This window comes from Bacteroides finegoldii DSM 17565, from assembly GCF_000156195.1.
Lineage (GTDB): Bacteria > Bacteroidota > Bacteroidia > Bacteroidales > Bacteroidaceae > Bacteroides > Bacteroides finegoldii.
Genome location: NZ_GG688320.1, coordinates 66,304 through 78,873 on the forward strand (window position 1 = coordinate 66,304; position 12,570 = coordinate 78,873).

General features: G+C 47.2%; 12 protein-coding genes. All 12 read left to right on the forward strand.

Annotation, left to right across the window (positions count from 1 at the left end; translation table 11 throughout):
• Positions 1–133 precede the first annotated feature (133 nt).
• The 12 genes from BACFIN_RS20610 to glgP all read left to right on the forward strand — a co-directional run bounded on the left by BACFIN_RS20610 (position 134) and on the right by glgP (position 12,565).
• Positions 134–1,408: an IS1380-like element ISBfi1 family transposase gene (locus BACFIN_RS20610; protein ID WP_007750774.1), complete on the forward strand. Its 1,275-nt coding sequence runs from the start codon at positions 134–136 to the stop codon at positions 1,406–1,408.
• 780 nt (positions 1,409–2,188) lie between these two features.
• A complete protein-coding gene (locus tag BACFIN_RS14040; RefSeq protein WP_007750775.1) occupies positions 2,189–2,368 on the forward strand; it encodes a hypothetical protein in 180 nt (59 codons plus the stop codon).
• Between the two features lie 181 nt (positions 2,369–2,549).
• Positions 2,550–3,005: a ferritin-like domain-containing protein gene (locus BACFIN_RS14035; RefSeq protein ID WP_004318646.1), complete on the forward strand. Its 456-nt coding sequence runs from the start codon at positions 2,550–2,552 to the stop codon at positions 3,003–3,005.
• Positions 3,006–3,085: 80 nt separating this feature from the next.
• A complete protein-coding gene (locus BACFIN_RS14030) occupies positions 3,086–3,733 on the forward strand; it encodes a MarC family protein (RefSeq protein WP_004308119.1) in 648 nt (215 codons plus the stop codon).
• 46 nt (positions 3,734–3,779) lie between these two features.
• Complete coding sequence (locus tag BACFIN_RS14025; protein ID WP_004308118.1) at positions 3,780–4,262, forward strand: ferritin; 483 nt, start codon at positions 3,780–3,782, stop codon at positions 4,260–4,262.
• A 23-nt stretch (positions 4,263–4,285) separates the two neighbouring features.
• On the forward strand, positions 4,286–5,338 hold the full coding sequence (locus tag BACFIN_RS14020; protein ID WP_004308117.1) for a class I fructose-bisphosphate aldolase: 1,053 nt from the start codon (positions 4,286–4,288) through the stop codon (positions 5,336–5,338).
• A gap of 12 nt (positions 5,339–5,350) precedes the next feature.
• Complete coding sequence (gene gpmA, locus BACFIN_RS14015; RefSeq protein ID WP_004308116.1) at positions 5,351–6,100, forward strand: 2,3-diphosphoglycerate-dependent phosphoglycerate mutase; 750 nt, start codon at positions 5,351–5,353, stop codon at positions 6,098–6,100.
• Between the two features lie 76 nt (positions 6,101–6,176).
• Positions 6,177–6,605 carry an Hsp20/alpha crystallin family protein gene (locus BACFIN_RS14010; RefSeq protein WP_004308115.1) on the forward strand — a complete coding sequence of 143 codons (429 nt, stop codon included), beginning with the start codon at positions 6,177–6,179 and terminating at the stop codon, positions 6,603–6,605.
• A gap of 100 nt (positions 6,606–6,705) precedes the next feature.
• Complete coding sequence (locus BACFIN_RS14005; RefSeq protein ID WP_004308114.1) at positions 6,706–7,203, forward strand: RNA polymerase sigma factor; 498 nt, start codon at positions 6,706–6,708, stop codon at positions 7,201–7,203.
• 22 nt (positions 7,204–7,225) lie between these two features.
• Positions 7,226–8,212, forward strand: a complete 987-nt coding sequence (gene pfkA, locus BACFIN_RS14000) for a 6-phosphofructokinase (protein WP_004308113.1) — start codon at positions 7,226–7,228, stop codon at positions 8,210–8,212.
• A gap of 12 nt (positions 8,213–8,224) precedes the next feature.
• A complete protein-coding gene (locus tag BACFIN_RS13995) occupies positions 8,225–10,000 on the forward strand; it encodes a cation:proton antiporter (RefSeq protein WP_007750784.1) in 1,776 nt (591 codons plus the stop codon).
• Positions 10,001–10,006: 6 nt separating this feature from the next.
• The gene (gene glgP / locus BACFIN_RS13990; protein WP_004313433.1) at positions 10,007–12,565 is read left to right on the forward strand and encodes an alpha-glucan family phosphorylase; all 2,559 of its coding nucleotides are present in this window, start codon (positions 10,007–10,009) and stop codon (positions 12,563–12,565) included.
• The last annotated feature ends 5 nt before the right edge of the window (positions 12,566–12,570 follow it).

Below are 12,570 nucleotides of genomic sequence, written 5' to 3' on the forward strand. Positions count from 1 at the left end.
TTTATAATATCCTGAACAACAAAAAGTTCTTGGACAAGCCAAGCGGCAAAGCCGAGCGGCTCAGGATTTTGTCATGTCAAAGGATTCACTTAACTTAGTGTTGCAAAAATAGTCAAACAAAACCTCATCAAGCATGGTAAAAGTACAAATAAAATCCGAGAAACTCACATCTTTTGGTGGTATATTTCCAATTATGGAGAAATTCGACAGGATGTTGTCTTGTACAATAGACTCTACTTTAGGTTTGCGTAGCAAAGTGTATGGCTATCAATATAGCGAGATAATACGTTCTCTGATGTGCGTATATTTCTGTGGAGGGTCATGTGTCGAAGACGTGACCTCACACCTTATGGAAGCACTTTGCTTGCATCCACCCCTCCGTACATGCAGCGCAGACACAATACTTAGGGCCATTCGTGAATTGACCACACCGAATCTGACCTACAGGTCTGATTCGGGCAAAAGCTACGACTTCAACGTGGCTTCCGACCTTAACAATCTGCTTGTCAATGCATTGCTGGCAACTGGACAGTTGCTGCCAGACAATGAATATGACTTTGATTTTGACCACCAGTTCATTGAGACGGAGAAATTTGACGCAAAAATGACCTACAAGAAGTTTACCGGTTACAGTCCAGGAATAGCAACGGTCGGCGATGTCATCGTCGGGATAGAGAACCGCGACGGCAATACCAATGTCCGTTTCCATCAGGAAGACACTCTAAAACGTATTTTTGAGCGTTTGGAGAATGCCAGAATACATATAAACCGTGCGAGGATGGATTGTGGCTCATGCTCTGAGGCTATGGTGGAAATGGTGGAGAAGCACAGTCGGCATTTTTATATCCGCGCAAACAGGTGTGTATCGTTGTATGACGATATCTTTGCCTTGCGCGGATGGAAGACCGAATACATAAACGGTCACGAGTTTGAGATATGCTCCATCATTGCAGAGAAATGGGTCGGCAAAGCGTACCGCCTTGTCATACAGCGGCAAAGAAGCATCAACAAGGAACTCGACCTGTGGGAAGGGGAATATACATACAGATGCATACTGACAAATGACTATACTTCGACAGACCGTGACATCGTGGAGTATTACAACAAGCGTGGCGGTGCTGAGCGTGTATTGGACGACATGAACAACGGCTTTGGCTGGAAACGGCTGCCAAAATCGTTCATGGCGGAAAACACGGTGTTCCTGCTTCTGACCGCTTTAATACGAAACTTTTACAGACACCTCATATCTGACGCAAACATGAAGAGCTTTGGACTTAAACGCACAAGCAGAATCAAAACTTTTGTATTCAAGTATGTTTCTGTCCCTGCAAAATGGATTAAGACTGCAAGACAGCACATACTGAACATATACACAAGCAATGGCATACATGATGGCCTTCAAATTTGATTTTGGGTAGCCTCAAATCTTCGTGGCCTTTTGCGTATTGCCTCAAGTCGCATCATGGGGTAAGGGGATTTTGTCTCTTGCGACTGCACCATTAGGGTTCTTTACGAAAACGAGTCGTTTTAGAGAGGTATCTGCAACCCCAGATATCAAAAATATTACAGGTTGCGGATTTTAGGATGTACAAAAGCTCTTTTATGAGGCAATTGATGAACTCAGGATTACTTATCGCTGAAGGGCACGGGATTTGGAGAGCGGAGAGCGATGAAATTCAGTGGCGCAGAGAGTAAAATAATAAAAAAGTTGGATTTTTATTGACGCGAATCAATTCTTTTAGTATTTTTGCCTTGTCTTTTACCAAAAAAGATTAATAACAGTAAGCGTTAGGCATTATCCATGTTCAGGAAATCCCCAATTTCAAGACAACAATTGGATAATACATCAGGTGTCCCTATGCACTATTATATCTTGTTAGCATATATAGGCGTGGGGCGTTGTGTATTATATGTTGTTGAGTATGGGGATACTTCTGAACGGTAATACCAAAGTTCCCACGCTTAACTTTATATAAACACAACTTCAGGGAACAGAGTTGTCATATAATCGCATTATGAAAGCAATTTGTTTCAAAACCGGACAGGTCCTGCCTTCCGTTTTCATTCCTCTGTCTGTTACTGTCTTTAGTGGAATTCTCTGCCTTTTTGTTTCCATTCCTGCCCCTTTTCGGGACTTGCGGCTATTATTACACAAATTACATGCCAAACAGTTTCTCTGAATCCATTTATGGCATTCAATAATCCCCCTGGACATACAGAAGAGGAACTTTGGCAACAAATACTCTCCCTGTCAAGGGAATTGCAGGAATGCAGGGCCTACCTGCACTATCATAATACGCTGGATTACATATACGACAAGATCAACATGATAGAGAAAGAACTGGATATCTTGTTGAGAATGTTGTAGGGATCTTGTGACAAAAAGGCATGATAATTATACATTTTTATGACTATTTGTCTCGCAAGCATTAAAATTCATTTTACAACTCCATAAGAGTCCGATTTACAGATGCTATCACATAAATTCATGATTATTGCAGGATATGAATTACGATTTATTTTGTCTAATTTCAAATATCAGAACAGCCATGGATAAACGAATTGAATATGCGATGAACACATTGATCAATACAGAAATCTGGTCAACTAACCTGTACCTGTCATTGCAGGTCTATTTTGAGGGGCAGCAACTTCTGATATTGGCCTCATGGCTAAGTGCACAGGCACAGGACAATATGGGCAAGGTCTATCAGATGATGAACCGCATCTATCATGAAGGAGGTGCTGTAACCATCCATGAAATCAGGCGCGACATCCGGCAATGGCCGACACCGCTGGCTGCCTTGAACACCCTGCTTGAACATGAACAATATATATCCCGTCAGATATCCGAACTTCACGTACTATGCCAGAATACGGATTCATCCATCCATTCTTTCATCAAGGGGCTGTACACAAAACGGATATATGTAAGTACGGCGTTTATGGAATTGTTGCGTATCCTGGCCATGGAATATGAACGCAGGCTGCCCTGCTTCATATGATGTGTCAAATCGTGTAACCTGACCGGAGTTTATTGTTCACAGAGAAAATAATGGTCTAAAAATAAAACAAGTATCATCCTATGGATATATTCGCATACTCAATGTTGTGTTTCACTTCGTTGTTCACATTGATGGACCCCCTCGGAGTGATGCCGGTTTTCCTGCAGATGACCGAGGGCATGAGTGCCGGAGAACGCCGGAGCATCGCCTTAAAATCCTGCGCCCTCACGTTCGTCATACTGGTACTTTTCACCTTGTGCGGCAGGTTCCTGTTCCATTTTTTCGGGATCTCGACCAATGGTTTCCGGATTGCGGGAGGTATCATCATCTTTAAAATCGGATATGACATGCTGCAGGCACACTTCACCCATGTGAAACTGAACGAGAACGAGAAAAAAGAATATTCCAGGAACATCACCGTCACGCCTCTTGCCGTTCCGATGCTGTGCGGTCCGGGTGTAATTTCAAGCGGCATAACACTGATGGAAGATGCCCCTGAGCATATTTTCAAAATTGCACTGGTTTGCGTGATCGCCCTAGTCTGTCTCCTCTCTTTCATTATCCTTTGCGTGTCAACGCGGCTTTTGAAAATTCTTGGAGAAACCGGAAATAATGTGATGATGAGACTGATGGGGCTTATTCTGATGGTCATCGCCGTGGAATGTTTCATAAACGGGATGCAACCTGTCCTGACAGATATTTTGAGACAAGCACACGCTTGCCCCTGAATATGAAAAATAAAAAATAGTACCAACATTAAAAATTAGATTCATTATGACCGAGAATTTACAAAAGGCCCTGAACGGGCAGATTACTGCGGAATTATGGTCCGCCAACCTGTATCTTTCAATGTCCTTCTATCTGGAAAAGGAAGGTTTTTCCGGCATGGCCCGCTGGATGCGCAAGCAATCGGCGGAAGAGACAGGACACGCATGTGCCATCGCCGAATATATGGCCAAACGTGAGGCGGAGGCAAAAGTGGACAAGGTCGATGTGGTTCCACAGGGTTGGGGCAGTCCCACCGAAGTCTTTGAACATGCCTTGGAACACGAGAGACATGTTTCCAGATTGATTGACGAACTGGTACATCTGGCTTCCGAGGAGAAAGACAATGCCACCCGTGATTTTCTTTGGGGATTTGTCAGGGAGCAGGTGGAGGAAGAGGCGAATTTCCTGAACATCGTAAACCTGATGAAGAAAGCCGGAGAGAGCGGCATCCTTTTCATGGATGCAAAACTGGGGGAACGCCAGTCCTGATTTGGAATAAAAAAACGACTGACATGAGCACGATTATTGATTTGTTGGGAACGCAGGCAGGATACTACCTGGACCATGTATGCAAGACAATAGACAAGAAACTCATCCATATCCCCGAGCCGAATATGATAGACAAGGCATGGGTGGATTCCGACAGGAATATACGCACCTTGGAGAGCCTGCAAGCCCTGTACGGGCACGGGCGTCTGGCCAATACCGGGTATGTCTCCATCCTGCCGGTGGATCAGGGGATAGAACATTCTGCCGGAGCATCCTTTGCACCCAATCCTCTTTACTTCGATCCCGGGAACATTGTGAAACTCGCTATCGAGGGAGGATGCAACGCCGTGGCATCCACATTCGGAGTTCTGGGAGCTGTGGCACGTAAGTACGCCCATAAGATTCCTTTCATCGTGAAGTTGAACCATAACGAGCTGCTGACTTATCCGAACAGTTATGACCAGGTCATGTTCGGTACAGTGAAGGAGGCATGGAACATGGGTGCCGTTGCCGTGGGGGCAACTATCTATTTCGGTTCGGAACAAAGCCGCCGCCAGATTGTGGAGGTCTCACAGGCGTTTGAATATGCCCATGAGTTGGGGATGGCCACGGTATTGTGGTGTTATCTGAGAAACAGCAGTTTTAAGAAAGACGGGATTGACTATCATGCGGCAGCAGATCTGACAGGGCAGGCCAACCATATCGGGGTCACCATCAAGGCTGATATCGTGAAGCAGAAGCTGCCGTCCAACAATGGAGGTTTTAAAGCCATCGGATTCGGTAAGACCGACGGGCGTATGTATACGGAACTGGTCTCCGACCATCCGATAGACCTCTGCCGCTACCAGGTGGCCAACGGGTATATGGGAAGGGTTGGCCTGATCAATTCGGGGGGCGAGTCCCATGGGACATCTGACCTGCATGATGCCGTCGTAACCGCAGTGGTGAACAAACGTGCCGGAGGTATGGGACTTATCTGTGGGAGAAAAGCCTTCCAGAAGACGATGAAAGACGGGGTCTCGCTTCTGAACACCATTCAGGATGTCTATCTGGATCCTTCGATAACCGTTGCATAAAAACTATATGGCATGAAAAGGATCGTATTGTTGAGACATGGCGAGAGCCTATGGAACAAGGAAAACCGCTTTACCGGTTGGACCGATGTAGACCTGAGTGATAAGGGGATCGCAGAAGCCTGTAAAGCCGGTGATATGCTGAAAGAAGCGGGATTCTCTTTTGAGGCGGCTTACACATCCTATCTGAAACGGGCTGTGAAAACGTTGAATTGTGTTCTGGACCGTCTCAATGAAGACTGGATCCCGGTGGAGAAAAGCTGGAGGTTGAACGAGAAACACTACGGCATACTTCAGGGACTTAACAAAAGGGAGACAGCAGACAAATATGGCGAGGAACAAGTCCATATCTGGCGGAGAAGTTACGGCGTGTCGCCCGAGCCGGTGAAGGAAGACGATCCCCGCTATCCGGGGAACGACACCCGTTACGCCGGTGTTCCCGAAATGGAACTGCCACGGACTGAATCCCTGAAGGATGCCGTCATGCGTGTCATGCCCTATTGGGAATGTGTCATCCTACCCACATTGATGCATAGGGACAACCTGCTTGTCGTTGCCCATGGAAACAGTCTGCGCGGGATAGTCAAGCATCTCAAGAATATTTCCGATACGGACATATCCCTCTTGAACCTGCCCACGGCAGTACCTTATGTATTCGAATTTGATGAACGGCCGGTGCTTGTCAGGGACTATTTCCTCGGAGACCAGGAGGAGATACGGAGACGGACGGAGGCTGTAGCCGAACAAGGTATGATCAGACGATAAGAGTCAGTCAATCAGACTGATTTGTATTGTCTTTTTGAATATTTTATTTATTAACAATTTAAAAAAGGAGGTAAAAATGGTACCTGTAAAAACAAATTCAAACTGGTTGCCGAGTATTTTTAACGATTTCTTCGAGAATGAGTGGCTGGCAAAAACGGGAGTTACGGCTCCTGCCATCAATGTCATTGAGAATGACAAGGACTACAAGGTTGAAATGGCGGCTCCCGGAATGACGAAGGATGATTTCAAGGTGAATGTTGACGAAAACAACAACCTGACAATCTGCATGGAAAAGAAAGAAGAGAAGAAGGAGGAGAAGAAAGACAAGAAGTATCTCCGCCGCGAATTCTCTTATTCCAAGTTCCAGCAGACCATCCTGCTACCTGAAAACGTGGAGAAGGATAAGATTTCCGCAAAAGTCGAACACGGGATCCTGTCCATTGAAATCCCGAAAGTGAAGGAGGAAGAAAAACAAAAAACTTCCAAGGCTATCGAGGTTAAATAATTCCATATCTGGAATGGTGTAAGGCCGGACAGGCTTTTCCTGTCCGGAGAGCCGTCCGGCCTTTAACAGGCACTTCCGGAACAGGGAACCGGCACAACCGATGAAGGAATTCAATTTTGAAAAAGAGCTGCTTAGCGTACAGGACGAACTGTTCCGTTTCGCGTACAAACTGACAGCGGACAGGGAGAAGGCGGAAGATCTGCTGCAGGATACCCTGCTCAAGGCAATGCTTCACAAAGAAAGTTACAACAAGAACACAAATTTCAAAGGGTGGCTGTTTATCATCATGCGTAACACGTTTATCAACGGTTACCGGGCGGAGGTCGGTCATACCCGTCTGTACATATCCTCCGATCCTGCATATTATTCGCGGATCATGGACGAGTCCCGTACAGAGGAGGTGGACAGGAACTATGACCTGGAAAAGATACGTAATGCCATCAAAAGTATACCGGAGTCGCATTTCATACCTTTTGAGATGTACCTGTCAGGGTTCAAATACCGTGAGATAGCGGAAAGAACCGGTGTGAGTTTGGGAACCATAAAGAGCCGTATTTTTCACTGCCGGAAAAAACTGAAAGCTATATTGGCAGAATGAAACAAAACAAGAACTGAGATAGATGAAAAAAGATGAATATATAGGAATCCTTACTTCCGGAGGGGACGCTTCCGGAATGAATGCGGCAATCCGTGCCGTGACCCGTACCGCCATTTTCAACGGCTTCAAAGTCAAAGGAATTTACAGAGGGTACGAAGGCCTGATAGCGGGCGAGTCCAGGGAACTTACGACCGAGGATGTGAGCAGCATCATCCAGCGTGGGGGAACCATCCTGAAAACGGCACGTTCCGAAGCGTTCACCACCCCGGAAGGACGCAGAGAGGCATACGATACCATGAGGAAAGAAAAAATCGGGGCGCTGGTAGTCATCGGGGGCGACGGCTCACTGACTGGAGCCCGCATATTTGCCGAGGAATACCCTGTCACGTGCATAGGACTGCCCGGTACCATCGACAATGACCTGTACGGTACCGATTTTACAATCGGATATGATACGGCCCTGAACACCATTGTGGAGTGTGTGGACAAAATCCGGGATACAGCCACCTCGCACGACCGAATTTTCTTTGTCGAGGTGATGGGACGCGACGCCGGTTTCCTCGCCCAGAACAGCGCAATAGCCTCGGGAGCCGAGGCCGCCATTATTCCGGAAGACCGGACGGATGCGGATCAGCTGGAGACTTTTATCGGACGCGGATTCCGGAAGACCAAGAACAGCAGCATCGTCATCGTGACGGAAAGCCCGGGCAATAAGAATGGCGGAGCCATGCACTATGCCGACCGGGTAAAAAGGGAATACCCCGGATATGATGTCAGGGTCTCTATCCTGGGACATCTACAACGGGGAGGAGCGCCAAGTGCCAACGACCGCATATTGGCCAGCCGGCTGGGTGAGGCCGCCATACAGGCCCTGATGGAGGACCAGCACAATATCATGGTAGGCATACATAACAATGAGATTGTCTATGTTCCTTTTGACCAGGCTATCAAGAACGACAAGCCCATTGACAAAAACCTGATCCGTGTCCTTAACGAGTTGTCCATATAAAATGTTACTCCTATGTCGGAAGTTGCCCCTTTAATATCAGACCTTGCCACTATCTTGATTATAGCCGGTATCATAACCGTCATTTTCAAATGGCTGGGACAGCCGGTCATAGTGGGATATATTGTGGCCGGTATTATGGCAGGTCCTTCCATTTCCCTATTCCCGACTGTTTCCGACCAGGCCAATATCAAGATATGGGCGGATATCGGTGTTATTTTCCTCCTGTTCGCCATAGGACTGGATTTCTCGTTCAGAAAGCTGATAAGTGTGGGAGCCTCGGCCATATTCTCCACTGTTATCATCGTCTGCGGCATGATGTTCCTGGGATATACGGCAGGCAATGCGATGGGCTTCTCACACACGAGCTGTATCTTTCTGGGCGGAATGCTGTCCATGTCCTCCACCGCCATCGTATTCAAAGCATTCAGTGACATGGGGCTTCTCGATCAGAAATTTACCGGTATTGTCCTGGGGATACTAATCATTGAGGACGTGGTGGCGGTAATCATGATGGTGGTCCTCTCCACATTGGCTGTAGGCAAGCATTTTGAAGGCTTCGAAATGCTGGAGAGCATATTGAAACTTGCGGCCTTTCTTATTTTCTGGTCAGCATTGGGAATCTATCTGATTCCTACCCTTCTGAAAAGATTGAACCGCTTTATTAGCAATGAAATACTGTTGACAACCTCCCTGGGACTATGCCTGGGAATGGTGATGATAGCGACAAAGGCGGGATTCTCCGCCGCGCTGGGTGCGTTCGTCATGGGATCCCTGCTGGCAGAAACAGATAAAGCGGAAGAAATCGCACATATCGTGCAACCGGTAAAGGACCTGTTCGCCTCCGTTTTCTTCGTATCAGTGGGAATGATGATCGACCCTGCCATGATATGGGAATATGCCGTTCCTGTTTTTATCCTGACGGCACTGGTCCTATGCGGGCAGGTCCTGTTCGGGAGTTTCGGCGTGTTGCTTTCCGGACAACCGCTAAAGATTGCGATACAAGCCGGCTTTTCCCTGGCACAAGTGGGTGAGTTTGCGTTCATCATCGCTTCGTTAGGAATCAGTCTGAATGTAATGGACAAATACCTTTATCTGGTCATAGTGGCAGTATCGGTCATCACCACTTTCCTTACTCCTTATATGATAAGACTGTCGGATCCCGTCTACTGTTTTGCAGACAGGCACTTGCCACAATTCCTGAAAGATTACCTGACGCATTATTCTTCTGGAACAATGACCACAAGACATCAAGGCTCCTGGCACAAGCTCATCAGGTCCATGTTGGTATCCGTCACCCTTTATCTGGTGGTATGCCTGTTTTTCATAGCGCTGTTCTTCTCCTATGCGTATCCTCTGGTAATGGGACGTATTCCGGGGATGAAAGGAAGCCTGCTGAGCTTCGTTCTTGTCCTCCTTATCATATCCCCGTTTTTGTGCGCCATCATCATGAAGAAAAACAATTCCGTCGAATTCCGCAAACTTTGGGCGGACAACAGGTTCAACAGGGGGCTGCTGGTATCAATGATAGTGATCAAGGTGTTGATCTGTATCATTATCGTAATGGGTATCATCATCCGTCTTTTCAATGTCGCTTTGGGGTCAGGACTGATATTATCTTTCCTGATCATTGTCGTTATCTATTTTTCCAAGCGGATACGGAAACGATCGCTAAGTATGGAAAAACAGTTCCTCGAGAATTTCCAGGGTACAGCCGGGACATTTCCACAGGAAGAACCGGAAACAGGAGAAACCTCCACAGAAAAAAATCATGAACTATCAAATAAGTAAAATGTTATGGAATATTCAAGTTATCATGTAAACGTCCCACAATGGAGGGAGATTACAGTCGGTTCACACCTTCCGGCAGAATTGCGGAGATTTGCGGAGATGGCACATAATCTTTGGTGGACCTGGAACGAGGATGCGAAGAGTTTATATAGTGGTTTGAACCCGGAACTATGGGAAGAGGCGGAACAGAATCCGGTACTGTTTCTGGAACGGATGGATTATGAAGAGCTGGAGGCACTGACACATGACGGAAACTTCATGCGTAAGATGGAAAACGTATATTCCACTTTTAAGGCGTATCTTGATGTGGAGCCGGACCACAGCCGTCCGTCAGTTGCCTATTTCAGCATGGAATATGGTCTGGACAGGGTTCTTAAAATCTATTCCGGCGGTCTGGGCATATTGGCAGGTGACTATCTGAAGGAAGCTTCGGACAGTAACGTAGACCTCTGCGCTGTAGGGCTTTTATATCGTTATGGCTATTTTGACCAGGCTCTGGCGATGGACGGGCAGCAACAGGTTCATTATGACCCACAGAATTTCGGGCAGCTTCCGATAGAGAAAGTGATGCAGCCTGACGGGCGACAACTGGTAATCCATGTTCCCTATGCCGACAGTTTCACGGTCCATGCCAATGTATGGAAGGCCAATGTGGGACGTGTTTCCCTCTACCTGCTGGATACGGACAATGAACTGAACAGCGAGTTCGACCGTCCGATTACCCATCACCTGTATGGCGGTGACTGGGAAAACCGGCTCAAGCAGGAAATACTGCTCGGCATCGGAGGAATGATGACATTAAAAGTATTGGGCATCGAGAAAGATGTATATCACTGCAACGAGGGGCATGCCGCACTGATCAATATCCAGCGGTTATGCGACTATATATCCGAAGGCCTGGACTTCGGACAAGCCATGGAACTGGTTAGGGCTTCCTCGCTTTACACTGTGCATACACCTGTGCCTGCCGGCCATGACTATTTCGATGAGGGGCTTTTCAATAAATATATGAAAGGATATCCTGATAAGCTGGGCATTACGTGGGACGAGTTGATGAACCTCGGACGGCAAACTCCGGGCAACAAGGGAGAACGTTTCTGCATGTCGGTATTCGCCTGCAAAACCAGCCAGGCGGTAAACGGTGTCAGCAAGCTGCACAAGTCCGTTTCACAGCAGATGTTCGCGCCTCTCTGGAAAGGCTATTTCCCGGAAGAGAACCATGTGGGCTATGTGACGAATGGCGTACACTTTCCCACTTGGTGTACGGCGGAGTGGAAAAAGCTGTTTAAGGACAATTTCGATGAGAATTTCATGAACGACCAGTCCAATCAGGAAATATGGAAAGGCGTTTATAATATACCCGATGAAGAGATATGGAACATGCGGAAAAGGTTGAAAACCAAACTGATATCCTACATCAAGTGGAAATGCGGCCGGGACTGGCTCAAAAGCCAGGTTGACCCGGCATTGGGTGTCTCCATTTTCGAGAAGTTTAATCCGAATGCTCTTCTTGTCGGCTTCGGAAGGCGCTTTGCAACTTACAAAAGAGCTCATCTTTTGTTTACCGATTTGGATCGTCTGGCGCGGATTGTGAACAATCAGGAACATCCCATACAGTTTGTCTTTGCAGGAAAAGCCCATCCAAACGACACTGCCGGGCAAGGGCTCATCAAGCAGATTGTGGAGATATCCCGCCGTCCTGAATTCTTGGGTAAAATCATCTTCCTTGAGAATTATGACATGGACCTGGCACGGCATCTTATTTCTGGGGTTGACATCTGGATGAATACTCCCACCCGTCTTGCGGAGGCTTCCGGAACTTCCGGTGAGAAGGCTCTGATGAACGGCGTACTCAACTTCTCCGTGCTGGACGGTTGGTGGTACGAAGGCTACCGCAAGGAGGCGGGATGGGCCATCACCGACAAGGCCACCTATCAGGATGAACAGTACCAGAACCAACTGGATGCGGAAACAATTTATTTCCTGCTGGAACATAATATCCTGCCGTTATATTATGAACGGAAAGAAAAAGACTATCCGGAAACCTGGGTCAAGTACATCAAGAACTCGGTTGCGCAAATAGCTCCCCGCTTCACGATGAAAAGACAGCTGGATGACTACTATGACGGATTTTACAACAAGTTGTCGGAACACTTTCATGTTTTGGCGGCGGACAATTATGCAAAGGCGAAAACGCTTGCCGGCTGGAAGGCAGCTGTCGACAGCAGATGGAATGCCGTGGAAATCGTTTCCGTGAATGCGGGAAAAGGATTGGACGCCACGGTGGAGGCTGGTAAGGAATACGAGATGACGGTCGTCATTGACGAGAAAGGGCTGGACAACGCGATCGGATTGGAATCGGTCATTATACGGCATGAGGAGAATGAGGATCGCATCCATGAGGTCATTCCTTTTTCTTTGACATCCAAAGACGGAAACCTATACACTTTCAAGGCAATAACCAGAATGTTCAGCGCTGGAAGCTTCAAACAGGCATTCAGAATGTATCCCAACCATCCCCTGTTACCTCACCGGCAAGATTTTTGTTATGTACGATGGTTCTGAACGGA